21 protein-coding genes are annotated in these 22,733 nt (G+C 68.8%); 18 read left to right on the top strand and 3 right to left on the bottom strand.

What is annotated here, in order from left to right; translation table 11 throughout:
• Window positions 1-25: 25 nt before the first annotated feature.
• From Q0C38_RS03950 to Q0C38_RS03910, 9 genes are all read left to right on the top strand, one after another.
• Complete coding sequence (locus tag Q0C38_RS03950) at window positions 26-784, top strand: HpcH/HpaI aldolase/citrate lyase family protein (protein WP_291295757.1); 759 nt, start codon at window positions 26-28, stop codon at window positions 782-784.
• Complete coding sequence (locus Q0C38_RS03945) at window positions 781-1,845, top strand: D-isomer specific 2-hydroxyacid dehydrogenase family protein (protein ID WP_291295756.1); 1,065 nt, start codon at window positions 781-783, stop codon at window positions 1,843-1,845. The genes Q0C38_RS03950 and Q0C38_RS03945 overlap by 4 nt, the downstream gene beginning before the upstream one ends.
• 61 nt (window positions 1,846-1,906) lie before the next feature.
• Window positions 1,907-2,992 carry a TRAP transporter substrate-binding protein gene (locus tag Q0C38_RS03940; protein WP_291295755.1) on the top strand — a complete coding sequence of 362 codons (1,086 nt, stop codon included), beginning with the start codon at window positions 1,907-1,909 and terminating at the stop codon, window positions 2,990-2,992.
• A 45-nt stretch (window positions 2,993-3,037) separates the two neighbouring features.
• On the top strand, window positions 3,038-3,637 hold the full coding sequence (locus Q0C38_RS03935) for a TRAP transporter small permease subunit (RefSeq protein WP_291295754.1): 600 nt from the start codon (window positions 3,038-3,040) through the stop codon (window positions 3,635-3,637).
• 9 nt (window positions 3,638-3,646) lie between these two features.
• Window positions 3,647-5,008, top strand: coding sequence for a TRAP transporter large permease subunit (locus tag Q0C38_RS03930; RefSeq protein ID WP_291295753.1), 1,362 nt, complete (start codon window positions 3,647-3,649; stop codon window positions 5,006-5,008).
• A gap of 64 nt (window positions 5,009-5,072) precedes the next feature.
• The gene (locus Q0C38_RS03925; protein WP_291295752.1) at window positions 5,073-6,164 is read left to right on the top strand and encodes an META domain-containing protein; all 1,092 of its coding nucleotides are present in this window, start codon (window positions 5,073-5,075) and stop codon (window positions 6,162-6,164) included.
• A gap of 58 nt (window positions 6,165-6,222) precedes the next feature.
• Window positions 6,223-6,780 (top strand): YSC84-related protein, encoded by a 558-nt coding sequence (locus Q0C38_RS03920; protein WP_291295751.1) that lies wholly within the window; start codon window positions 6,223-6,225, stop codon window positions 6,778-6,780.
• A 193-nt stretch (window positions 6,781-6,973) separates the two neighbouring features.
• A complete protein-coding gene (locus Q0C38_RS03915; protein WP_291295750.1) occupies window positions 6,974-7,324 on the top strand; it encodes a RidA family protein in 351 nt (116 codons plus the stop codon).
• Between the two features lie 177 nt (window positions 7,325-7,501).
• Window positions 7,502-8,074: a hypothetical protein gene (locus tag Q0C38_RS03910; protein WP_291295749.1), complete on the top strand. Its 573-nt coding sequence runs from the start codon at window positions 7,502-7,504 to the stop codon at window positions 8,072-8,074.
• Between the two features lie 3 nt (window positions 8,075-8,077).
• Here Q0C38_RS03910 and Q0C38_RS03905 read toward each other — a convergent pair whose 3' ends face one another.
• From Q0C38_RS03905 to Q0C38_RS03895, 3 genes are all read right to left on the bottom strand, one after another.
• Window positions 8,078-8,815: a response regulator transcription factor gene (locus tag Q0C38_RS03905; protein ID WP_291295748.1), complete on the bottom strand. Its 738-nt coding sequence runs from the start codon at window positions 8,813-8,815 to the stop codon at window positions 8,078-8,080.
• Window positions 8,812-10,377: a cell wall metabolism sensor histidine kinase WalK gene (locus tag Q0C38_RS03900; protein ID WP_291295747.1), complete on the bottom strand. Its 1,566-nt coding sequence runs from the start codon at window positions 10,375-10,377 to the stop codon at window positions 8,812-8,814. Before Q0C38_RS03900 ends, Q0C38_RS03905 begins: the two co-directional genes overlap by 4 nt.
• 346 nt (window positions 10,378-10,723) lie before the next feature.
• The gene (locus Q0C38_RS03895) at window positions 10,724-11,968 is read right to left on the bottom strand and encodes a M20/M25/M40 family metallo-hydrolase (RefSeq protein WP_291295746.1); all 1,245 of its coding nucleotides are present in this window, start codon (window positions 11,966-11,968) and stop codon (window positions 10,724-10,726) included.
• 172 nt (window positions 11,969-12,140) lie between these two features.
• On the opposite strand from Q0C38_RS03895, the gene Q0C38_RS03890 reads away from it, so the two are divergent.
• From Q0C38_RS03890 to Q0C38_RS03850, 9 genes are read left to right on the top strand one after another with little or no spacing between them, the layout of a single operon-like run.
• Window positions 12,141-13,850 (top strand): ABC transporter substrate-binding protein, encoded by a 1,710-nt coding sequence (locus Q0C38_RS03890; protein WP_291295745.1) that lies wholly within the window; start codon window positions 12,141-12,143, stop codon window positions 13,848-13,850.
• Window positions 13,850-14,824, top strand: coding sequence for an ABC transporter permease (locus Q0C38_RS03885; protein WP_291295744.1), 975 nt, complete (start codon window positions 13,850-13,852; stop codon window positions 14,822-14,824). The genes Q0C38_RS03890 and Q0C38_RS03885 overlap by 1 nt, the downstream gene beginning before the upstream one ends.
• 59 nt (window positions 14,825-14,883) lie before the next feature.
• The gene (locus Q0C38_RS03880; protein WP_291295743.1) at window positions 14,884-15,714 is read left to right on the top strand and encodes an ABC transporter permease; all 831 of its coding nucleotides are present in this window, start codon (window positions 14,884-14,886) and stop codon (window positions 15,712-15,714) included.
• Window positions 15,714-16,715: an ABC transporter ATP-binding protein gene (locus tag Q0C38_RS03875; protein ID WP_291295742.1), complete on the top strand. Its 1,002-nt coding sequence runs from the start codon at window positions 15,714-15,716 to the stop codon at window positions 16,713-16,715. The genes Q0C38_RS03880 and Q0C38_RS03875 overlap by 1 nt, the downstream gene beginning before the upstream one ends.
• A 2-nt stretch (window positions 16,716-16,717) precedes the next feature.
• On the top strand, window positions 16,718-17,680 hold the full coding sequence (locus Q0C38_RS03870) for an ABC transporter ATP-binding protein (RefSeq protein WP_291295741.1): 963 nt from the start codon (window positions 16,718-16,720) through the stop codon (window positions 17,678-17,680).
• On the top strand, window positions 17,677-18,939 hold the full coding sequence (locus Q0C38_RS03865; RefSeq protein ID WP_291295740.1) for a M20/M25/M40 family metallo-hydrolase: 1,263 nt from the start codon (window positions 17,677-17,679) through the stop codon (window positions 18,937-18,939). Before Q0C38_RS03870 ends, Q0C38_RS03865 begins: the two co-directional genes overlap by 4 nt.
• Window positions 18,936-20,195, top strand: a complete 1,260-nt coding sequence (locus Q0C38_RS03860; protein WP_291295739.1) for a M20/M25/M40 family metallo-hydrolase — start codon at window positions 18,936-18,938, stop codon at window positions 20,193-20,195. Before Q0C38_RS03865 ends, Q0C38_RS03860 begins: the two co-directional genes overlap by 4 nt.
• Window positions 20,192-21,460 (top strand): M20/M25/M40 family metallo-hydrolase, encoded by a 1,269-nt coding sequence (locus Q0C38_RS03855; RefSeq protein ID WP_291295738.1) that lies wholly within the window; start codon window positions 20,192-20,194, stop codon window positions 21,458-21,460. The genes Q0C38_RS03860 and Q0C38_RS03855 overlap by 4 nt, the downstream gene beginning before the upstream one ends.
• Window positions 21,461-21,465: 5 nt before the next feature.
• The gene (locus tag Q0C38_RS03850) at window positions 21,466-22,731 is read left to right on the top strand and encodes a M20/M25/M40 family metallo-hydrolase (RefSeq protein ID WP_291295737.1); all 1,266 of its coding nucleotides are present in this window, start codon (window positions 21,466-21,468) and stop codon (window positions 22,729-22,731) included.
• The last annotated feature ends 2 nt before the right edge of the window (window positions 22,732-22,733 follow it).

Raw genomic sequence — 22,733 nt, 5'->3', positions numbered from 1 at the left:
AATGGCGGGAACCTTGAGAGACCTCGTGACCAGGCGTGAGCCGAAGCTTGGCCACGCCGTGTTCGAGTTCGCGACACCTGGCATCGGCCATGTCCTGGCCGCGACCGGCGCCGAGTTCATGTTCCTGGACATGGAACATTCCGGCTTCAGCTTCGAGACCGTGAAATCGGTCGTCCGCTACGCCCAGGCGGCGGGGTTGCCGACCTTCGTGCGCGTGCCGGGGCGTGACTACCAGCTGATGGCGCGTGCCGCCGACATCGGAGCCGAGGGCATCATGGTGCCGATGGTCTCCTCCGCCGAGGAGGCCGCCGAATGCGCGCGGCACATCCGCTACACCCCGCGCGGGCATCGCGGCGTCGGGCTTGCGCTCGCGCATGACGACTACCGCGACGGGCCGGTGCTCTCGAAGCTCGCGGCGCTGAACAACCGCATGGTGTTCATCCCGCTCATCGAGACGGCCGCTGGCGTCGAGAATGTCGACGAGATCGCCGCGGTCGAGGGGGTGGACGTGCTGTGGATGGGGCATTTCGACCTCACCTGTTCCATGGGCATCCCGGGGCAGTTCGACCATCCCCACTTCAACGCCGCGGTCGACCGCGTGGTCGCGGCGGCGAAGCGCAACGGCAAGGGCATGGGCCGCCTCGTCACCTCGGTCGAGGAAGGCGTGCGCGAGGGGTCCCGCGGGTTCGACTGGCTCTGCTACGGCGGGGATGTGTGGCTGTTGCAGGGGGCGCTCAGGCAGGGGATCGATGGCATCCGCGCCGGCCTCGGAGGGGCGCTGTGAGCGCTCCGTTCCGCGTCGCCTTCAGCGGCGATTTCCGCCGGGCCGATGGCAGCTTCGCCTACCCGATGATCGATCTCTCGCCGCTGACCGCCGATCCGCGGATCGAGGTCAGCTTCGTGGCACCCGTCGAGGGCAGGATGCGGGCCGAGGACCTGGCCGGGCATGACGCGCTCGTGCTGCTCGCCCCGCGGTTCGACCGCGCCTCGATCCCCCGCGACGGGCGGCTCGCCCTCGTCGCGCGCCTCGGCGTTGGCTACGACACGGTGGAGGTGCCGGCGCTGACGGAGGCAGGCATCGCCCTCGTCACGACGCCCGACGGCGTGCGGCGGCCGGTGGCTGTGTCGATCGTGACGTTCCTGCTCGCGCTGTCGCAGCACCTGCTGGTCAAGGACCGGCTGACGCGGCTGGGGCCTGAGGGATGGGCCCAGCGCGCTCGGTTCATGGGCCTCGGCCTCGTCGGCCGCACGTTCGGGCAGCTCGGTCTCGGCAATATCGGGGCGGAGGTGATCCGCCTGCTCGCACCCTTTGGCATGCGGCTGATCGCGCATGATCCCTTTGTCGATGCCGCCGCTGCCGCCGCGCTTGGCGTGACGATGGTCGACGAGGAGACGCTGTTCCGCGATAGCGATTTCCTCTCCATCAGCGTGCCGCTCTCGCCCGCGACGCACCACTTCGTCAATGCGCGGCGCCTGGCGCTGATGCGGCCGACGTCCTTCCTCATCAACACCGCGCGTGGCCCCGTGGTCGACGAGAGAGCGCTGGTCGCTGCACTGCGCGAGGGCAGGATCGCAGGCGCCGGCCTCGACGTGTTCGAGGTGGAACCCTCGCCGGCCGACAACCCGCTGTTTGCCATGCCGAACGTGATCGTCGCCCCGCACGCGCTCTGCTGGACCGACCAGTGCTTCGCCGGCAACGGCGCGGTCGATGTCGCCGCCTGCCTCGCGGTGATGCGGGGCGAGGTGCCGAAGGGCCTGCTGAACCGCGAGGTGTCCGACCATCCCGAATTCCTGGGCAGGCTCGCGCGCAATGCCGCGCTGTATTCCGCCGCGCGGAGGGAATGAGACGGGCAGGCAAGCCCGCGGGCCGCTGAATTCATCGCAACGACGAACACGGGAGAGAACGATGACGGAACGACCTTCACGACGCACCATGATCCGCGCCACCGCGCTCGGCGCTGCCGGCGCCGTCGCCGCGCCGGCGATCCGCCCGGCGCAGGCCCAGGGCCGGGTCAACTGGCGGTGTGCGAGCTTCATCAGCCAGAACACGCAGCTGATCGGTGCCTGGGCGCACCGCGTGACCGAGGATGTCGCCGCCACCACGGACAATTCCTTCCGCATCCGCTGGAACGAGCCTGGCACGCTGGTGCCGACGGCCGAGTTCCTCGAGGCGGTGGGCCGTGGCGCGATCGACTGCGCCTTCATTTCGCCCGGCTTCTTCGCCGGCCGGTTCTCCGTCGCACCGCTGTTCTCCTCGATCCCCTTCGGGCCAGACGCCGTCGGGCAGTACGCCTGGATGACGCAGGGCGGCGGCACGGAGCTGTTCAACAAGTACCTGGCCGAGTTCAACGTCGTCGGCGTCGTCTCGGGGATGATCGGCGCGCAGGGGCTCGGCTGGTTCCGCCGGCCGATCAACTCGGTCGAGGACCTGCGCGGCCTCAGGATGCGCGTGTTCGGCTATGCGGGTGCCGTGTTGCAGAAGCTCGGCGTCTCGCCGCAGCTGCTGCCGCCGGGAGAGATCTACCAGGCGCTCGAGCTCGGCACCATCGATGCCACCGAGTTCTCCACCCCGCTGAACGACGAGGAGGCAGGGTTCTGGCGCATCGCCAAGCACTACTACTTCCCGTCCTGGCACGAGCCGTTCTCGCTCGCCTGCTTCATCGTGAACCGTGACCGGTGGAACGCGCTCACCGAGCCGCAGCGGAAGCTGTTCACCAGGCTCAACCACGCCAGCTCGATCGAGCAGGTGGCGATGTCGAATTCCGTGCAGGGCCCCGTGTTGCAACGCTTCCGCGACCGTGGCGTGACGGTGGCGACCATGCCCGAGGACGTCACGCGGGCCGCCCACCGTGCCTGGCAGGAGGTGGTGGCCGAGAACATCGCGCGCGATCCGAAGTTCAAGGAAACCTGGGAGTCCCTGCAGGCGTTCCTCGCGCGCTACAACGCCTTCGCCGACCTCGCCTATTCCTACCAGAAGATCAACTTCGGCTGAGGCACAGGGGCGCGCGTGGCAAGCCCGCGCGCGCCCCGCCATCCGATGAGGCAGGTCGCCGACATCCTCGAAACGATCGTCGCCGCGACGGGGCGGGCGGCGGCCTGGCTGTTCCTGCTGCTGCTCGGGCTGATCATGCTCGACATCGTCACGCGCGCCATTCCGGGCTTCAGCTACCACGTGTGGCAGAACATGCTCGGCAACGCGGTGTCCTCGACACGGCTGCAGGAGTTGCAGTGGCACGTCCACACGGTGCTGTTCAGCGCCGTGCTCGGCTATGCCTATCTGCGCAACGCGCAGGTCAGGATCGATCTCCTGCGCGAGGGGCGGTCCAAGACGATGAAGCTCTGGATCGAGATCCTCGGCATCCTGCTGTTCCTGATGCCGCTGAACGCGATCCTGCTCGGCTACGGCTTCGGCTTCGTCGAGCATTCGTTCCGCACGGCAGAGACCTCGCCGGCCGTCGGCGGCGTCGGTGCGCGGTTCGTCATCAAGGGGCTGCTCGTCTCGGGCTTCGTGCTGGTCACGCTCGCGACGCTCGCGGTGCTGCTGCGGGCGGTCGCCGCCCTCGTCTCGCCCCGCCCGGGGCTGAGCTTCGAGCGGGAGGTGTTCCCGCTGTCCGCCGACCGCGCCGACGGGATCTGAGGAGGGCCGATGTTCATCGAGGACCTCCTGCCGGCGGGCATGTTCGTGTTCCTCGCCGTGTTCGTGTTCTGCGGTTTTCCAGTCGCCGGCGTGATGGCCGGCAGCGCCATCATCTTCGCGCTGATCGGCTGGTGGTACGACGTGTTCCGCCTGGTCGAGTTCTACACGTTCTGGCCGCGCATCTACGGCCAGGCGGCAGACAACATCGTGCTCGTTGCCGTGCCGCTGTTCATCTTCATGGGGCTGATGCTCGAGCGCAGCGGCATCGCCGAGAAGCTGCTCTACTGCCTGCAGGTGCTGCTCCGCCGCGTGCCGGGCGGGCTTGCGCTTGCCGTCATCCTGATGGGCACGATCCTTGCGGCCACCACCGGGATCGTCGGTGCCTCGGTGGTCATGCTGTCGCTGCTCGCGCTGCCGATGATGGTCAACCAGGGCTACGACAAGCGCCTGTCCACCGGCGTGATCGCGGCTTCAGGAACGCTCGGCATCCTCATTCCGCCCTCGATCATGCTCGTGATCATGGGCGACCTGATGAACCTCTCGGTCGGCGTGCTGTTCGTCGCGGCGATCGTGCCGGGGCTGCTGCTTGCGGTGCTCTACGTCGTCTACGTGCTGGCAGTGTGCTGGTGGAACCCTGCCCTCGCCCCGCCGCTCGCGGCCGGGGAAGGCCCACGCGGGATGGCGCTCGTGCGCCTCGTGGTCGAGGGCCTGGTGCCGCCGACGGCGCTGATCGTGTTCGTGCTCGGCTCGATCTTCGGCGGCTTCGCCACGCCGACGGAAGCCTCCGGCGTCGGCGCGCTGGGAGCGACCCTGCTGGCCTGGGCGAACGGGCGGCTCACCCTGCCCACGCTGCGGTCGGTGCTCGATGCCTCTGCCGTGACGATCGGCATGGTGTTCATGCTGATCGTCGCCGCGACCTGCTTTGCCTACGTGTTCCGCAGCCTCGGTGGCGATGATCTCGTGCGCGATGCGATGCAGGCGATGCCGGTGGGGGATTGGGGCATCCTCGTCGGCATCATGGTCATCGTGTTCCTGCTCGGCATCTATCTCGACTGGATCGAGATCCTGCTGATCGTCCTGCCGGTGTTCTACACCATTTTCCAGAACCTCGACCTCGGCGGGCATGTGGCGAAGAACGAGCAGATGTTCTGGTTCGCCATCCTGCTGGCCGTGAACCTGCAGAACTCGTTCCTCTCGCCGCCCTTCGGCGCGACGCTCTTCTACCTCAAGGGCACCGCGCCGAAGTCTGTCACGCTGGGCGACATCTACTGGGGTGTCACGCCGTTCATGGTGCTCCAGGTCATCGGCCTCGCTCTCATCATCGCCTTCCCCGACATCGTGCTGTACCTGCCCCGCGGCATGCTCGATTGACGCGCGCCCCTGTCGCGCTGCTGCGGCGCCGAGGTAGGCTGTGTGCCCTTTAGGGAGAAGCCGGATGAAACATCCCCGCGTGGCCTTTGCCATGATCCTGCTGCTGTGCGCGGCAGCGCTTCTCGCTCCGCCCGGCTCGGCCCGCGCGCAGGCGCCCGGGGCGCAGCCGGAGCCGCGGGCCGGCGCGCACGGGCTGATGCTGCCCGGCAGCTTCATGGGCGACCTGCCGGCGGCGAGCGGCCCCGGCATCCGCCACGTGCTCGACCTCTGGCCCGACCAGGTGTTCCAGCTTCGCCGCAGCTGGATCGGCACCACGACGGAGGAGGACATGCTGGGCCGCTGGCATGTCGACCCCGATCGCCGGGCGCTCGTGCTGACGGCAGCGGGCGGCCAGGCGCCGGCGTTCGAGATCCTCGGCAACGGCAATCTCCGCCTGCTCGACCAGGACGGGAAGCGGATCGAGAGTGCGCTGCCCTACACGCTGAGCCGCGCGGACAGCTTCGCGCCGTTCACCCCGAAGCTCGCCCTGCGCGGGATGTTCCTCTACTTCGCCGATGCGGCGCGCCTCACCGAATGCGTCTCCGGCCGCAGCTGGCCCGTTGCGATGGAGGGGGACTTCGTTGCCCTCCAGCGCGCCTACCTGGCCGGGCGCCAGGCCCCGCAGACGCCGGTGATGGCGCGGGTCGAGGCCCGCATCGCCGAACGCCCGCGCATGGAAGGCGACGACACGATGGCCACCGTGGTGGTCGATCGTTTCGTCTCCGTCCACCCTGGCGAGGGCTGCGACAGGCCCGCGCCCGCGACCACGCTGCGCAACACCTACTGGCGCATCGTCTCGATCGGCGGCACCACGCTCGCGACGGCGCCTGGACGTCGCGAGGCCTCGCTGCTCCTGAGCGGCGAGGCACAGCGCTTCGCCGCGACCGTTGGCTGCAACCAGATGATCGGCGGCGTCGAGACCACCGCGACGACGCTCCGCTTCCAGTCTGGCCCCTCCACGATGATGGCCTGCCCGCCGCCGCTCGATGCCGCCGAACGCGCGCTGGGAGCGCTGCTGCGCGAGACCGCGTCGTACCGCCTCGACGGTACCAGGCTGGCCTTGCTGGCAGCGGATGGCAGGCCGCTCGCGCGCCTCGAGGCGGTCTACCTGCGCTGAGGCTTGCGACCCGGCCCCGGCAGGCAGAGTGTGGCGCAATAAGCCAGGAGCGATGGACATGCAGGACGGAATTGGCAGACGCATTCTGATTGGCGGAGCGGCGGCGCTGGCATTCCTGCCGCGCCACGCCGCGGCCAAGACGCGCGCGGAGATCAACCGCGGCGTCGACGAGACGCTCGCCCGATTGTTCCGGGCGGAGCCCGAGGCCAAGGCCCTCGCGGAGCGCGCCGTGGGCATCCTCGTTTTCCCCGAGATCTTGAAGGCGGGGCTGATGATCGGCGGCGAGTATGGCGAGGGCGCGCTGCGCGAGGGGCGCAACACCGTCGGCTACTACCGGCTGACGGCCGCCTCCTACGGGCTGCAGGCAGGCGCACAGCGCTACAGCTACGTGATGATGCTGATGACGCCCGAGGCGCGGCGCTACATCGACCGGTCGGACGGCTGGGAGGTCGGCACCGGCCCAAGCGTGGTGCTGATGGACAAGGGCATGGCCAAGCGGATGTCGAGCACCACCGTGACGCAGGACGTGCTCGCCTTCATCTTCGGCCAGAGTGGCATCATGGGCGGGCTCGGGCTGCAGGGTTCGAAGATCTCGCGCTTCCAGCCCTCGCGCTGATCGTTCCGCCAGCGCGCCATGCGGGCCAGCCGCCGGCGCAGCGGTTGAGCGGGTCACGCGGTGACGTCACGAAGAAGTCGCGGGCGAGCACGCCGGCGATCCAGTCGACGATCACGTCACAGCCCCGCTCGCCCGTCTCGGCGGAGGCGAGGCTCGGGTCGCCGATATGGCCATGCGGCGTGTGGCGTAGAAGATGCCACCGCCGGTCCTGATGTGCTCCGGCCCGTGGATCTTCCGCATCTGCTCGGGCGTCGTGCCCGGTGGTTTCGCGGCGGAGATGCGGCGGGCGATGGACAACATCGATGCGGTGCTGCGCGCGGCCGGGTGCGGCTTCGCCGATATCATCCGCGTCACGGTGTCGCTGACCGGCATCGGCCGCTGTGCCGAGATGGACGCGATCATGCGCGAGGATGTCACCGAGCCGTTTCCCGCCCGCAACACGATCGGCGTCGCTGCCCTCTGGGGCGGCGCGCGGGTGGGCCTCGACGTATGGGCGATCAGGCCGGCCGGCGCCGCCTGCCAGCCGCTCGCGCCACACGCGTGACGCAGCCCCGGGGCTGTCCGGAAAGGAGGGGCAGGGCGCGGCAAGGCTTGCCCTGTTCATCTTCCCTTCATCTGGATCGCGGCCTGCCTTCATCATCCTGAAAGGCGCCTGCCATGGTGCCTCGCCATCTCTCGTGGACACGGCGTGCAATCGCCCCATGAACACGGAGACCTGACGATGACCCTTTCCGCCCGCCGCTTCGCCCTTGGCGTCGGCCTCGCCCTCGGCCTGTCCACACTTGGCGTCGGCGCCTCGGCCCAGACGCCTGCGCGCAACGACAACATCACCCTCGAGCAGGTCCTCGCGGCGCAGCAGGCCTGGGGCCGGGGCCTGGTGAGCATCGCCACCGCGCATCGCGAAGGCGGGGCGGAGCGCGGCCGCGCCGTTGCCGGCCAGGTGCTCGATGCCGCCTATGGCTATGCGAGTGGCCCAGTGCTGTTCAAGCCGACCCTGACCCTCGCGCCGCAGACCTTCCGCACCACCCGCGAGGGTGCGCTGGCCTATTTCGCCGGCGGCAACCCCGCCTTCCCGAACGACACCGGCTTCGCGTTCAATGGCTGGACCGGCGTCGAGGTGCAGAACGCCGCCATCTTCATCGAGGGCCGCACGGCCGTGACGCAGGGCAATGTCCGCCTGACCGACGGGCAGGGCCGCGTGACCACGGTGGACAAGACCTGGGGCTTCCACCGTGACGATGCGGGCGTCGTCCGCATCGTGCTGCACCACTCCTCGCTGCCGCACACGCGCTGAGCGTCAGGTCCCCGGCGGCGCGTTGCTCCCAGCCGCCGGGGCCGCCTCCAGCCGATAGCCGAGGCCGCGCACCGTCTCGATGAGCGGGGTGGCGAAAGGGTCGTCGATCTTGGCGCGCAGGCGCCGGATGTAGACATCGACGATGTTGGTCAGCGGGTCGGCGCTCGCCCCCCACACGGCGGCGAGGATGCGCTCGCGGCTGAACACGCGGCCGGGTGCCGAGATCAGCAGGTCGAGCACGGCGAGCTCCCGCGCGGTGAGGCGGATCTCCGTTCCCGCCCGGCGGGCGACGCAGCGGGCGCGGTCGAGCTCCAGCTCGCCGGCGCGCAGGCTGTCGGGGCGCGTGGGCCGGGTGTCGCGCCCGCGCCGGCCGAGTGCCTCGATGCGGGCCAGCAGTTCCTCGAAGGCGAAGGGCTTGGCGAGATAGTCGTCCGCCCCGCCGCGCAGCCCGGCGACGCGTGCGGCGGTGCTGCCGAGCGCCGTCAGCACCAGGATGGGCAGCGCGTTGCGCTCTGCCCGGAGCGTTGCCAGCACGTCCATCCCCGACATGCCGGGGAGGTTCAGGTCGAGGATCACGATCGCCGCCTGGGCCGTCTCGGCGCTCTCGTGCGCCAGGCTGCGCGCCTGCTCCAGCCCATCGGCGCCGTTGCGCGCCAGCCGGATGCGGTAGCCCTCGGCGCGCAGGCCGCGCTCCAGGAACCCGGCCACGCGCGGATCATCCTCGACGATCAGCACGTTCATGCCGCTGCCTCATGCCGGATCACGGGCAGGCTGAGCCGCGCGACGGTGCCGCCGCCCTCGCGCGGGGCGAGGGTGACCTCGCCGCCCAGCCTGTCGGTCAGGGCGCGCGCGATCGCGAGGCCGAGGCCCGTTCCGTCAGCCCGGTGTTCGCGTGCGGCGGCGGAGCGGTAGCCGCGCTCGAACAGCCGCGGCACCTCCTCCGCCTCCACGCCGATGCCGCGGTCGAGAACCTCGAGCCGCCAGGTCGCGGTGGCGTGGTCGATCGTCTCGCTCACCACGACCTCGCTGCCCGTGCGGCCATAGCGCATGGCATTGTCGACCAGGATGCCCGCCACCTGGCGCAGCCTGCCGGCATCGGCCAGCAGGATCGCGTTCTCGCGCGCCGGGATGTGGCGCAACGCCACGCTGCGGTCACGCGCCTTGACCCGGCCTGCCTGGACGACGGCCAGAACCTGCGGCCCTGCCTGCACTTCGGAGAGGTCGACCGACAGCGCGGCGGCTTCGGCGCTTGCCAGCACCAGCACGTCCTCGACCAGCACGCCGAGCTCGAGCGCCGTCTCCCGGATGCGCGCCAGGACCTCGCGATGGCCGGCTTCGTCCATCGACCGCGCGCGGAGCGCCACCTCCACTTCCCCGCGGATCACGGTCGCGGGCGTGCGGAGCTCGTGCCCGATATCGGCGAGCAGCTGGCGGCGCTGGGTCTCGGCCTGGGCCAGTTCATCGAGCGCGTGCGACAGGTCCTGCGTGCGGGACGCCACCTCGCGCTCCAGCCCGGCGCGGAGCGCCCGCTCGGCTGCGTGGCTGCGCGCAAGGTCGGCGGACATCCGGTTCATGCACGCGGCCAGTTCGCCGAATTCATCCTCGGCCATGCCGCCGATGCGATGGTCGAGATCGCCCTGCGCAAGGGCCGCCGCCCCATCGCGCAGCCGCTGGACCGGGCGGCGCAGCGCGGCGGTGAACAGCAGGGCGAGGGCGAGGGCGAGTGTCACGAGCGTTGCCGTGCCGGCCGCGACGATCACGCGCACCCGGCGCAGCGACGCATCGGCCGCTACGCGCTCCTCGGCGACGGAGGCGGCTTCGGCGCGGATCCCCGCGCGCAGGATCTGCCGCAGGTCGGTCGCCTCGGCCGTGCTGAACAGCGCGTCGAGCCGCCCCCAGGCCGCCAGCAGATCGTGCGGCGGCAGCTGGCCGGGCAGGGCAGCGACCTGCGCGCGGAGGGAGAGCACGGCCTCCTGCAGCGTGGCCAGCGCGGCCCTGCGCCTGGCGTGCTGCGCAGGGTCCTTGCCGCGTGCCCGGTCGAGCCGTTCGGCCGTGTCGCTGGTCGCGCGCAGGGCCGCGATCCGCTCGATCATGGAGCCGGTGATGGCCTCGCCGATCGTCGGATCGGGCGCAGCGCCCATCAGCATTTCCAGCGACCAGGTCTGCAGGCGGAGCTTCTCCGTCGAGAGTTCGAGAAGGCCGGCCTGCAGGTCGGCGGCGAGGCGGCCGCGCAGGACACGGTGATCGGCCTCGCGCGCGACCCACCAGGCCATGGCGCCCAGGGCGACCGCGAGCGAACCCATCAGGAGAAACGCGAGACGGAGGCGGCGCGAGAACATCGGATGCAGATATTTGCCATCCGGTGGGATGTCGAGGGGGGATGGTCCGGTCCTGCGTCCTGCGGCACGCCAGCACGAGGGCGAAACGGCGATGTGAGGCGTGAACTCCCCCACGTTCTTCATCCTGCGCGTGCTGCACGAGGGGCCGGTGCATCGCCCGGGGTCCGGTCGGCGCCGAACCTGGCCGGCAGCGATGGCCTGCCCGCTCCGGGCGAGACGGCGCACCGGCCTTGCTGCGCGGCGCATGCATGGGCATGCGTGCCGACCTTACGCCGCGTCCCCTGCCTGCGAGACGGCGCGCCGTGCCGCGCTACGGCCCCTGAAGGTAATCGAAGGCCGACAGCACATGCACCTTCACGACATGGAGATACTCCTCGATGTCGACGTTCTCGTCCTTCTGCCCCATTCCCCGCGGATGCGGCCCATAGATGAAGGCTGGAATGCCAAGCTGTCGCCAGAGCCGCGCATCCGACCCGCCCAGTGACAGGATGGGCTGCGGGTCGATGCCGGCGACGGTGCGTGCATTCTCGCGAAGCAAGCCGACCATCTCGTGGAACGGATCGCAGGCGGCGGGCTCGGTGAAGTTCAGTTCCTCCATCGCGGCGCTTGGGAACCGCTCCAGGACCTTGCCGATGCGGGCGAGAAGCTCTTCCTTTCTGCCGCCTACGGGCAGTCGGAAATCGGCCTCGAAGCTGCATGCACCGGGGATCATGTTGACCTTGAGCCCACCCTGGATCGTGCCGATGTTGAGCGTATAGCGCTGCACCGTGTCGGCCGCACCTCGGCCCATGGCGCGGTCGGCTGCCTCGGCCCCGATCACGAGCGCTTCGCCGATGCGGCCAGGCGGTGCGACGACGTCACCGGTGATTGCCTGCAGCTCGCAGATCAGCCGCGCGGCGGTCATTGTCGCGCTCTCGCTCAGGTGCGTGTAGGCGCCGTGTGCTCCTGGCGTGCGCACCGTGAAGCGGATCCAGAACGGCGCCTTCTCGCCGAAGCGGATCGTGAACGGCGAGGACGGTTCGCCGTTCAGCACGCAGTCGCCGAGAACTTCCGGTTCCTTGGCGACAAGCCAGCGCGCGCCATAGGGGCCGAAGGTCTCCTCGTCGGAAACACAGGTGAGCGTCAGTTTGCCGGCGAGTTGGTCGCGCAGCACGTGGAGATAGCGGTAGGTCATCACCATCGCCGCCGTGCCTGCCTTCATGTCGGTCACGCCGCGGCCCCAGATCTTGCCGTCAGCGATCGCGCCCGACCAGGGCGCGTGCGTCCACGCCTCGGTCTCGTCGACGGGAAAGACATCGATGTGCCCGTTGAGAACGAGGTGCTTGCCCTCGCGGGCCCCGCCGAAGGTGCCGATGATGTTCGGCCACTCCGGAACCGGCGCAACCGTCCGCCATGGCAGGCCGTGCCTGTCCAGGAAGGCTGTGATCACCGACGTGGCCTCGCGCGTGTCGCCTGGCGGATTGGGCGACGGTGCGCGGACAAAACGGCAGAGGAAGTCGATGATCTCCTCCCTGTCCCGGTCGATCATCGCCGAAAGTTCGTGTTTCGTCGCCATTGCCGGAGGCCTCCTTCTGTATCGAACCGCGATGAATCGGTGCGCGGAACGGCTTTGTTTCGAGAGTGTCTTGCCACTCGATGCCACGCGTGCATACCCTTGCCTTGTAACAAATGCACCTCAATGGTGCGGGACCGGATCGTTTGCACGGCACACCCCGAAGGAGGCCCTGATGGGAAGCAATAGCGACGTTTCGCCTGCCGAAGGGCGCCGGCTGCGCGCTCGTCGCCGCGAGGTTCTGCGATTCCTCGGCGGATTCGGATTGACCGTGCCGACCGCCGCTCTCGTTTCCGCGATCGATGGCGCGCTGAAATCCGCCTCGGCGCAGGCCGCCGCCGGGCAGCCCGTTCCGCGCCTGGGCGTCTATCTGCCGAACTGGCCCGACCAGGTCGAGCTGTGGCGGCAGCTCTCGCGCGAGTGGCAGGCGATCGGCATCGAGCTCGACCTTCAGCAGGGCACGCTCGACACCTTCGTCTCGCAGATCGTCGCGGAGCAGAAGCTGCCGCACATGGGCAGCATGTCGTGGGGCGGTGCACCCGACAGGCTTGATCCGGACTACTTCCTGTCTGAGATGTTCCACAGCCGCCGTACGGCCCGCGGCGGCCTGAATTTCGGCTTCTACCGCAACGAAGCGTTCGACAAGCTGGCCGATGCGCAGCGAAGCGAGATGGACCCGGCGAAGCGCCAGCAACTCGTGCGCGAGGCCCAGACACATATCGTCGAGGACAGCCCCTCGATCGTGCTGTTCCATCGCGACATCATCCACGCCTACAACAAGCGGCGCTTCTCCGGCATGAAGCCGATCCTCGGCAATGGCATCGGCTTTCCCTACATGCCGCTCTCCTACATGGACATCACGCCGCTGACGCCGCGGAAATTCATACGGCTCACGTCGATCTACGACATCGCATCGTTGAACCCGTTCCTCACCCCCGAGATCTACAATTCGACGACGCTGCGGCTGATCTACGCGACGTTCACGACGCGCGACGAGAAGGCCGACGTGATGCCCTGGGCGCTCGAGCGCTGGAACATCGTCAATCCCACGACCGTCGACATCACGCTGCGCGGCAACACGAAGTTCCACGACGGCCGCCCCGCGACGGCGGAGGACGTGAAGTTCACCTTCGACTTCATCAACAGGCATCGCTTCCCGGCGCTGTCGCGGATCTACGAGACGGTGGAGAGCGCCGAGATCACCGGCGACCTGACGGTGCGTCTCAAGCTGCGGATGCCGTCGGCACCCTTCACGGCGAACGTGCTTGGCTACGCCTTCCTCGCGCCGAAGCACATCTGGGAGCGGGTCCCATCGAACCTTGCCACGCCTGCTGACTGGCCGAACGACAAGCCGGTGGGCAGCGGCCCCTGGAAGTTCGTCGAGTGGCGGAAGGCCGAGTACCTCCAGTTCGCCGCCAATCCCGACTTCTTCATGAAGCCGAAGCTCGATGGCATGGTGGTGCTGCCGGTGCCTCAGATGGAAAGCATGGTGGGCATGCTCGAGCGCGGCGACTCCGACATGCTGGCCTGGAACCTCGACATGACGCTCGGCGCGCGCATCAGCCGCAACCCTGAACTCGAGGTCGTCCGTACCCCGACACATGGGCAGCATGAGGTGCGGCTGAACCTCGGGATGGCGCCGACGAACAACAAGGCATTCCGTCGCGCGCTCCAGCATGTGACGGACCGCAAGAAGCTCCTCGACATCATCTTCTCCGGCGCGGGCGTCGTCTCGAACGGCGCACCGATCACGCCGGCGCTCGATAACTGGGCCAATCCGGCGATCAGCGCGCCCGAAGTCTCCGTCGACAGGGCGCGCGCGGTACTCCGCGACGCCGGCTTTACCTGGAACCCTCAGGGGCGCCTCGTGATGCCCGCCGCCTGATGGCATTCTGGCTCTATGCGGCACGGCGTGCGGCGCACACCGCCGTCACGCTCGTGCTGCTCCTTGTCTTCATGTACGTGCTGTTCCGCCTCGTGCCGGGCGATCCGACGACGATCATGCTCGGCACGGGGGAATTGCCCTTCGAGGCGCAGCAGAGGCTGCGCGAGCTCTGGGGTCTGGACAGGCCCCAGTGGCAGCAATTCGTCACCTATGCCGGGAACCTGCTGACGGGCGACCTCGGCATGTCGTTCTATTTCCGTCGGCCGGTCATCGAGATCGTCTGGCCGATGCTGCTGAACACGCTCGTGCTGATGACGCCCGTCGTCGTGATCTCCATCGTGCTTGGCGTCGTCATCGGCACCTGGCTTGGCTGGAGGCGGGGCGAGCGGATCGAGGAGATCGGCGCGATCCTGGCGCTGATCCCGCGTGCGCTGCCGGTGTTCTGGATCGGCATCGTGCTGCTCGCACTGTTCGCCTACGAGCTCCGCTGGTTCCCGATCGGCGGCATGCGCCAGGCCTTCTTCTTCCCCGAGACCTGGTATCAGGAGCTGCCCTTCTTCGACGTGGCCCGGCACCTCGTGCTTCCGGTCGCGGCCGGCGTGCTCACCTCGATGGCCGACCCGCTGATGATCCAGCGCACGGCGCTCATCGAGGTGAAGCACGAGGACTTCATGACCCATGCGCGTGCGCGAGGCCTGACCGAGAGGGCGCAGAGGCGGCTCGCGCGGCGCACGGCCTTCCTGCCCGTGCTCACCTACTCTGCGATCATGGTCGGCTTCGCGTTCGGCGGGCAGGTTCTCCTCGAGGTGGTCTTCAACTGGCCAGGCATCGGCAGGCTGATGGTGAACTCCGTCAGCCAGCGCGACTATCCGGTGGCGCAGGCGACGTTCTTCCTGATGGCTGCTGCCGTCGTCACGCTGAATCTCCTCGTCGACCTCGCCTATGGGTGGCTTGATCCGAGGATCAGGCAGTGAGTGATGCCAGCGTTGCAGCCGCTCGCCCAGCGCGCAGGGATTCGGTGTGGCGCAGTGCGATGTCGCCCTTCGCGTCGTGGTCTGGCGGGTTTGGCGCGATCTTCCTCTCCTTGGTGGTGCTGATCGCGGTGCTCGCGCCCTGGCTCTCGCCCTACGACCCGCTCGTCAACAACTTCGATGCCGCCGGCCAGCTTCGCCGCCTCGCGCCACCTTCGGCCGCGCATCTCCTGGGCACGACCTATTACGGGCTCGACGTGCTCTCGCAGCTGATCCACGGCACGCGCATCGTGCTGATCGTCGGCATCACGTGTGCGGTCCTGATCGCCCTGATCGGCACCAATATCGGCCTCATCGCCGGATACTACGGCGGGCGCGTCGACACCGTGCTGATGCGTGCGACCGACCTGGCCTTCGGCGTTCCCTTCATTCCGTTCGCTGTCGTGCTCGTCGCACTGCTCGGCCCGTCTCTCTGGAACACGATCATCGCGATCAGCTTCCTGATGTGGCGCAGCACGGCGAGGGTGATCCGCTCCCAGGTGCTGAGCCTGCGCGAGCGTGGCTTCGTGAAGGCCGCGCGGATTGCAGGTGCCTCCGACATGCGCATCCTTTACGTCCACATTTTCCCCAATGTGCTGCCGATGGCGCTCCTCTACGTTTCGTTCGACATCGCCTGGGCCGTTCTCGCCGAGGCCTCGATCAGCTTCCTCGGGTTCGGCGACCCGCATCAGACGAGCTGGGGCCAGATGCTCTACCTGGCCTACGTCTCGGGCTCGATCCGCCAGGCATGGTGGTGGACGGTTCCGCCTGGTGCTGCGCTGTCGCTGTTCGTGATCGCGGTCTTCCTCGTCGGCCGCGAATATGAGCGGCTGGCCAATCCGAGGTTGCGCTGATGCTCGCGCTGGATGACGTCTCGATCATCTATGCTGCCCGGAGCGGGCCGGTGCAGGCCGTCTCGGGTGTGACGCTGCACCTTCCGGTGGGCGGTTCTCTCGGGCTCGTCGGAGAATCGGGCTGCGGCAAGAGCACGCTCGCGCTCGCGGCACTCTCGCTCCTGCCGCCGGAGGCGCGGCTCTCCAGCGGCGCGGTTCGGCTCGAGGGGCAGGATCTCGCCACGCTGCCGGAGGCGAAGCTGCGCAGGCTCCGCTGGACGCGCATGGCCTATGTCCCGCAGAGCGCGCAGAACGCCCTGGTGCCGGTGCATTCGCTGCGCAGGCAGTTCCGCGACACGGCCGCGGCGCACGGGATGCGCAGTGCCGCGGCCGATGAGCGTGCCGCTGCACTGTTCCAGCGTGTCGAGCTCGACCCCGCCATCCTCGACCGGTTCCCCCACGAACTCTCGGGCGGCATGCGGCAGCGCGCGATGATTGCGCTTGCCCTGCTCTTCGGCCCGTCGCTCCTCGTCGCCGACGAGCCGACAACCGGGCTCGACGTGATCGTGCAGCGCCAGGTGATCGACCTGCTGCGTGACCTGCGAACCGAGGATGGCCTCGCGCTCCTGTTCATCAGCCATGACATCGGCGTCGTGGCCGAGCTCTGCAGCCATGTCGCGGTGCTCTACGCCGGCAAGGTGATGGAAAGCGGCGCGACGGACAGGGTGTTTTCGCTTCCCAACCATCCCTATACGATGGGCCTGCAGCGCGCGTTTCCCGACATCCGTCATCCGGAACGGTCGATCGTCTCCATCGCCGGGCATCCGCCGCGGCTCTCGGCGCCACCGCAGGGCTGCCCCTTCGCGCCGCGCTGCCCGTTCGCCCAGCCGCTGTGCCACAACACCGTCCCGTCGCTCGTTGCCGGCCCGGATGGCAGGGCCGTCGCGTGCCATTTCGCGGCCGATGCGGAAGCTCTCCGCGACCGGGCACGCGATCCTGCCCTGTGGGACGCTGCCGCATGAGCATGGCGGTCTCAGTCACCGATGCGCGCAAGACCTTCGTCGCCTCACGCCGGCTGTTCGGTGGCGGAACCACGGTCCACGCCGTCGATGGCGTGTCGTTCACGATCGCGCCGGGGCGCGTCCTCGGCATTGCGGGCGAGAGCGGCAGCGGAAAGTCGACGATCGCGAACCTGCTCGTCGGGCTTGAACTGCCGACAGGCGGGGAGATCGCGGTCGGCGGGCGGCCACTCGGCCGCAAGCCTGATGCTGACTTCCGCCGCAGCGTGCAGATGGTGTTCCAGGACCCGTTCGGCTCCATCAATCCGCGCTTTACCGTGGGCGACACGGTCGGCGAGCCACTGCTGATTCACCGCCTCGGTTCGCCAGCGGAACGGCATGCGCGCGCAGTAGCGGCGCTCGATGAGGCGGAGCTTCGCCCCGGCGAGGCCTTCATGGACCGTTATCCGCACGAACTCTCGGGTGGCCAGCGCCAGCGCGTGGCAATTGCGCGCGCCATCGTTCTCCGCCCACGCCTGCTTGTGGCGGACGAGCCGGTCTCGATGCTCGACGTATCGGTGCGGGCGGGAATCCTGAGGCTGCTCAACCGCTTGGTTCACGAGAGCGAGATGGCGATGGTGTTCATCACCCACGACCTCTCGATCGTGGCCTCGGTGTGCGACGAACTCGCGGTGATGTATCGCGGCCGGTTCGTCGAGCACGGCCCCGTCCGCGACGTGCTGCAACGGCCGGTGCATCCCTATACGCGCGCGCTGATTGCCGCGGTGCCGGTTCCTGATCCTACCGTGGCGCCCACGCCGCTGCCGGCGAAGCTCATGTCGGGTGGTGCGCCGGTCGCGGGCGGCTGCCGGTTCGCTCCGCGATGCAGCGCAGCGGTCGCCGAGTGCGAGACGATCGATCCCGTACTCGAGCCGGCCGGGCCCGCGCACAGCGTTGCCTGCATCCGCCACAAGGAGATCGCCCCATGACGGTCGCTGGTGAGCGGGCAAGGCTGCTTCACTGGATCGAGGCGGAAACGCCGAGCCTCGTCGCGTTTCTCTCACGCTTCACGCGCGCGGCAAGCCCGAACCCGCCCGGCGACACGCGCGAGGCAACCGGCGTGCTCACCGAATGGCTCGGCGAAGCAGGGCTTCCCTACCGGCTGATCGCGCCCCTGCCGGAGGCGCCGAACATCGTCGCGCGCCTCGACGGTGGCCGTCCCGGCAAGCATCTCGTGCTCAACGGCCACATCGATGTGTTTCCCTGCGACGATGCGCATCGCTGGACGCACGCACCATGGGGCGGGGAGGTGACGGAGGGGCGGGTCTATGGCCGCGGCGTCTCCGACATGAAGAACGGCACGGCGGCGCTGCTGTTCGCCCACACATGGCTCGCGCGGCTTGCCGACACGCTTCCTGGAACTGTGACGCTGACGGCGGTGTCCGATGAGGAGACGGGCGGAACCTGGGGCGCGCAATATCTCGTCGACAACCACCCGGAGGTGCTCGGCGATTGCCTGCTGAACGCCGAGCCAGGTGCGCCGACGACGATCCGCTTCGGCGAGAAGGGCATCCTCCGGCTTGGCATCTCCATCCGCACGCCTGGCTGTCACGGCGCCTACACCCACAAGAGCCCAAGCGCCACCCGCATCGCAGCGCGCCTGGTGCGCGAACTCGAGGCCATCACCGACCTGCCTGTCGCGATGGAACCGGAGGTCGAGCACGCGCTCGAGACCGGCGCGCGGGAGATGGACAGGATCCACCTCCCCGGTGCTGCCGCGGTGATGCGCCGCTTCTCGCTCAATCTCGGCGTGGTGCGCGGCGGAACGAAGGTGAACATGCTGCCGGGCGCGTGCGACCTCGCGTTCGACATCCGCATCCCGCCCGGTGAGCGGAGTGCCACGGTGCTTGCCGAAGTGGAGCGGATCGTCGGCCGCTTCCCCGAAGCCTCGATCGAGATCACCGGGCTGAGCGAGCCGACGTGGTCAAGCCCGAACCACCCCATGGTCACGGCGCTTGCGGCGTCCTGCGAGGAGACCTGCGGCTTCCGCCCGCGTGCGATCGCCTCCCTCGCCGCCACCGATGCACGGAAGTGGCGCGGCAAGGGCGTTCCCGCCTTCACGTATGGAACGACCGCGACCAACGTTGCGATGCCCGACGAACACACCGACATCGCCGAGTGGATCGGTGTCGTGAAGACGCTCACCCTCGCGGCGCATTCCTGGCTCCACGCGGAGGCCGCACGATGATGACGCCGCGCGATGAGCTGTTGGCCCGGATCACCAGCGACGAGACTGCCCTGATCGGCCTGCTGGGCGACGTTGTGCGCGCCGCCTCACCAAACCCGCCGGGCGACACGCGCGACGCCGCTGGGGTGCTGACGGCCTGGCTCGACCGGCATGGCGCGCCTTTCCGCGTGGTCGGGCCGGATCCGGCCATGCCGAACATCCTGGCGAGCTTCGAGGGCGCGCGACCAGGCCCGCATCTGGTGCTGAATGGCCACATCGACACATTCCCCACCGTTGCCGCCGATCGCTGGACCGAGGACCCGCTCGGCGGCGCCGTCGTCGGTGGCCGGCTGTATGGCACGGGGGCGAGCGACATGAAGCAGGGAACGGCCTCGCTGGTCGCGCTGTTCTGCTGGCTGCATGCGATGCGCGACAGGCTCGCCGGGCGCCTGACCCTGACGGCGGTCTCGGACGAGGAAACCTTCGGGCCGAACGGCGCGCGCTACCTCGTCGAGCACCACGCGGCCGAGGTGCTCGGCGACTGCCTGCTGAACACCGAGCCCGGCGCGCCGACGACGGTGCGGTTCGCGGAAAAATCCCCGCTCTGGCTCCGCATCGAAGTCCAGACGATGGGCTGCCACGGTGCCTACACGCACAAGAGCCCGAGCGCGACCAAGATAGCGGCTGCGATCATCGAGGAGCTTGCTGCGCTCGAGGACACCGAGGTGCCTCTTCCCCGCGCCGTCGCGGAGGCGATCGCGGCCGGGGCTGCGGAGATCGACCGCGTGCACCTTCCCGGCGCAGCACGGACCATGGGCGCGGTCACGCTCAACATCGGCACCTGGCAGGGCGGGGTGATCGTGAACATGCTCCCCGGCCATTGCGCCATCGAAGCGGATATCCGAGTGCCCTGGGGGATCGACCCTGATGCCATCGTTGCGCGCGCGAACGAGATCGTCGGCCGCCACGAAGGTACGACGCTGCGCGTGATCTCGAAGCAGACGCCGCGCTGGTCCGATCCTGCCCACCCGATGGTCGGCCACATTCAGCGCAACGCCGCGGCGGTGGCGGGCTGGGCGGTGCGGCCGATCCCGAGCCTCGCCGGCACCGATTCGCGCCTGTGGCGCGAGCGTGGCGTGCCGGCCTTCACCTACGGCACGACCGCGACGAACGTCGCGATGCCGGATGAGAACACCGACCTCGCCGAGTGGCTGAAGGTCGTCCGGGTCCATGCGCTTTCCGCGCTCGACTACCTGACGGAGGAAACAAACCGGTGACATCGCTCGAGGCAACGCTGCTCGCCGACATCGACGCGGCGCGAGACGAGTTGATCGCGTTCTTCCAGGGTTTCACGCGCATCGCCACGCCCAACCCGCCCGGGGAGACGCGCGAGGCGGCGGCCTTCCTCCGTGCCTTCCTCGAGGCGCGGGGACTTCCCTACCAGGTGATCGCACCGGTACCGGAATGGCCCAACATCGTTGCAGACCACCGTTTCGAGAGGCCCGGCCGGCACCTCGTGCTGAACGGCCATATCGACGTGTTCCCCGCCGGCGATCCGGCGCGATGGCGGCATGGCTCACCCTGGTCCGGCACGATCGAGGACGGACGGCTCTACGGCCGCGGCACCGCCGACATGAAGTGCGGAACCTCGGCGTCGTTCATCGCCTACTCGCTCCTGGCGAAGCATCGCGACAGGCTTCGCGGGCGGCTCACCCTTACGGCCGTGTCGGATGAGGAGACGGGCGGGCGCTGGGGAACGGGGTTTCTCTTCGCCAACCACCCAGACCTCGTGATGGGCGACTGCTGCCTCAACGGCGAACCATCCTCGGCCTACACGGTCCGATATGGCGAGAAGGCACCGCTTTGGCTCGTGTTCACCGCCCGTGCGCGGGGCGCGCACGGCGCCTATGTGCACCTCTCCGAGAGTGCTACCAAGATTGCCGCCGCGCTGATCGACCGTCTCGAGGCGGTCACGGCGGTGAAGCCTGAAATGCCGGGGAAGGTCGCCCGCAACCTGGCCGAACCCTCCGTGCGACAGGCACTCGAGACCGGCCTGGGCGTTGGCGCAGCCGATACGGTCGCGGCCGTGACGCTGAACATCGGCATGGTCGAGGGAGGACTCAAGACAAACATGATCCCCTCCGAATGCCGCGTCGAGGCCGATATCCGGCTTCCCGTCGGCGTTCCCAAGGCGCGAATCTGGGCAATGGTGCGCGAGATCATGCAGGACTTCCCCTCCGTCACGGTCGAGGAACAATCGATTCCCGAGGAGGAGGGGGCGAACTGGTGCGACCCGGAGGGCGAAATGCTGCACATCATCCAGGACCGCGCGACGCGCATCGCCGGCATCACGCCTGCGCCGGTCATTACACTGGCGGCGACCGATGCGCGGTTCTGGCGCAACGCCGGCGTGCCCGCCTACATCTACGGCTGCGCATTCGACCTCGTCGGCACCTACGACGAGTCCGTAGCGCTCGAGGAGTTCCTCAACGTCGTGAGGGTGCACACGCTCTCGGCGGCAGCCTATCTGGGTGGGGAGTGACGGCGATGGATGCACTTTCCCACGACCTCCTGGCGGGCCTCGAGGCGGAGCAGGACAGGTCAATTGCATTCCTGCAGGCGCTGCTGCGTGCGCCCTCCCCGAACCCGCCTGGCGATACGCGTGCCGCCGCGGCTCTCCTCATCGATGCGCTGACGAAGGCCGGCCTCGAACCGATGGTGTTCTCACCCCATCCGGAGCTGCCCAACATCGTTGCGCGCTTCGACGGTGGTCGGCCTGGCAGGCACCTCGTGCTCAACGGGCACATCGATGTCTTCCCGGTCGCCGCGCATGAATGGTCACGCGACCCCTGGGGCGGAGAGATCACCGAGGGGCGGATCTACGGCCGCGGTGCATGCGACATGAAGGGCGGGCTCGCCTCGCTCCTGCTCGCCTTCCTGCACCTGCATCGCCACCGCGACAGGCTCGCGGGCCGCGTGACGTTCACGGCCGTTTCCGACGAGGAGACATTCGGCCCCTGGGGCGCGCGCTGGATGTTCGAGCACCAGCGCGACCTGATGATGGGCGACTGCCTGCTGTCGGGCGAGCCTTCCTCGCCGCAATGCATCCGCTTCGGCGAGAAGTCGCCCTACTGGGTCGCGATCACGGTGCGCACGAAGGGCGGCCACGGCGCCTACACACACTCATCCGCCTCCGCGACCAAGATCGCCGCGCGCGTGGCGACAGCGCTCGAGGAGGTGAGGGGGCTCGAGGTCCGCGCTCCTGACAACGTCGTCGCGATGTTCCGTGACACGGCGATCGCGCGGCAGGTTGACGAAGGGTGTGGCGAAGGCCACGCCGCGGTGATCCCCGAGATCACGCTGAACATCGGGCGGATGAGCGGCGGGCTCAAGATGAACGTGCTGCCCTCGGAATGCAGGATCGAGGCGGATGTCCGCCTGCCTATCGGGCTCACGCGCGAGGCCGTCCGCGCCGAGGTGGCCCGTATCGTCGCGCAGTTTCCCGAAGCCACGCTCGAGGAGCTCTCCCCGCCCGAGGACGTGCCGAACTGGTCCGACCCCGATGGCGAGATGATGGGCATTCTCCGTCACACGGTGCGGGAGCTCGGCCGCCCGGCACCGGTTCCCGTCATCACGCTCGGCGCCACCGATACCCGGCTGTGGCGATATCACGGTGTGCCTGCCTACGTGTACGGCCCTTCACCAGCGAGCATGGCCGCGGCTGACGAGAACATTCCCGTTGATGACTTTCTCCACATCCTCCGCACCCACACACTCGCCGCGGCGCGTTACCTCAACGTCGGAAAGGGTTGACC

Source organism: Elioraea sp., from assembly GCF_022842375.1.
GTDB lineage: Bacteria > Pseudomonadota > Alphaproteobacteria > Acetobacterales > Acetobacteraceae > Elioraea_A.
Note: the sequence above shows the minus strand (reverse complement) of the source record. Positions and strands in the feature narration are given on the sequence as shown.

Excerpts from the sequence above, each read along its gene's own strand:
- Q0C38_RS03875 (WP_291295742.1), top strand. The coding sequence starts at position 15,714 with ATGCTCGCGCTGGATGACGTCTCGATCATCTATGCTGCCCGGAGCGGG.
- Q0C38_RS03905 (WP_291295748.1), bottom strand. The coding sequence starts at position 8,815 with ATGAACGTGCTGATCGTCGAGGATGATCCGCGCGTGGCCGGGTTCCTG.
- Q0C38_RS03885 (WP_291295744.1), top strand. The coding sequence starts at position 13,850 with ATGGCATTCTGGCTCTATGCGGCACGGCGTGCGGCGCACACCGCCGTC.
- Q0C38_RS03925 (WP_291295752.1), top strand. The coding sequence starts at position 5,073 with ATGAAACATCCCCGCGTGGCCTTTGCCATGATCCTGCTGCTGTGCGCG.
- Q0C38_RS03900 (WP_291295747.1), bottom strand. The coding sequence starts at position 10,377 with ATGGGTTCGCTCGCGGTCGCCCTGGGCGCCATGGCCTGGTGGGTCGCG.
- Q0C38_RS03940 (WP_291295755.1), top strand. The coding sequence starts at position 1,907 with ATGACGGAACGACCTTCACGACGCACCATGATCCGCGCCACCGCGCTC.
- Q0C38_RS03895 (WP_291295746.1), bottom strand. The coding sequence starts at position 11,968 with ATGGCGACGAAACACGAACTTTCGGCGATGATCGACCGGGACAGGGAG.
- Q0C38_RS03870 (WP_291295741.1), top strand. The coding sequence starts at position 16,718 with ATGGCGGTCTCAGTCACCGATGCGCGCAAGACCTTCGTCGCCTCACGC.
- Q0C38_RS03930 (WP_291295753.1), top strand. The coding sequence starts at position 3,647 with ATGTTCATCGAGGACCTCCTGCCGGCGGGCATGTTCGTGTTCCTCGCC.
- Q0C38_RS03860 (WP_291295739.1), top strand. The coding sequence starts at position 18,936 with ATGATGACGCCGCGCGATGAGCTGTTGGCCCGGATCACCAGCGACGAG.
- Q0C38_RS03865 (WP_291295740.1), top strand. The coding sequence starts at position 17,677 with ATGACGGTCGCTGGTGAGCGGGCAAGGCTGCTTCACTGGATCGAGGCG.
- Q0C38_RS03910 (WP_291295749.1), top strand. The coding sequence starts at position 7,502 with ATGACCCTTTCCGCCCGCCGCTTCGCCCTTGGCGTCGGCCTCGCCCTC.
- Q0C38_RS03880 (WP_291295743.1), top strand. The coding sequence starts at position 14,884 with ATGTCGCCCTTCGCGTCGTGGTCTGGCGGGTTTGGCGCGATCTTCCTC.
- Q0C38_RS03915 (WP_291295750.1), top strand. The coding sequence starts at position 6,974 with ATGCCACCGCCGGTCCTGATGTGCTCCGGCCCGTGGATCTTCCGCATC.
- Q0C38_RS03935 (WP_291295754.1), top strand. The coding sequence starts at position 3,038 with ATGAGGCAGGTCGCCGACATCCTCGAAACGATCGTCGCCGCGACGGGG.
- Q0C38_RS03850 (WP_291295737.1), top strand. The coding sequence starts at position 21,466 with ATGGATGCACTTTCCCACGACCTCCTGGCGGGCCTCGAGGCGGAGCAG.
- Q0C38_RS03890 (WP_291295745.1), top strand. The coding sequence starts at position 12,141 with ATGGGAAGCAATAGCGACGTTTCGCCTGCCGAAGGGCGCCGGCTGCGC.
- Q0C38_RS03920 (WP_291295751.1), top strand. The coding sequence starts at position 6,223 with ATGCAGGACGGAATTGGCAGACGCATTCTGATTGGCGGAGCGGCGGCG.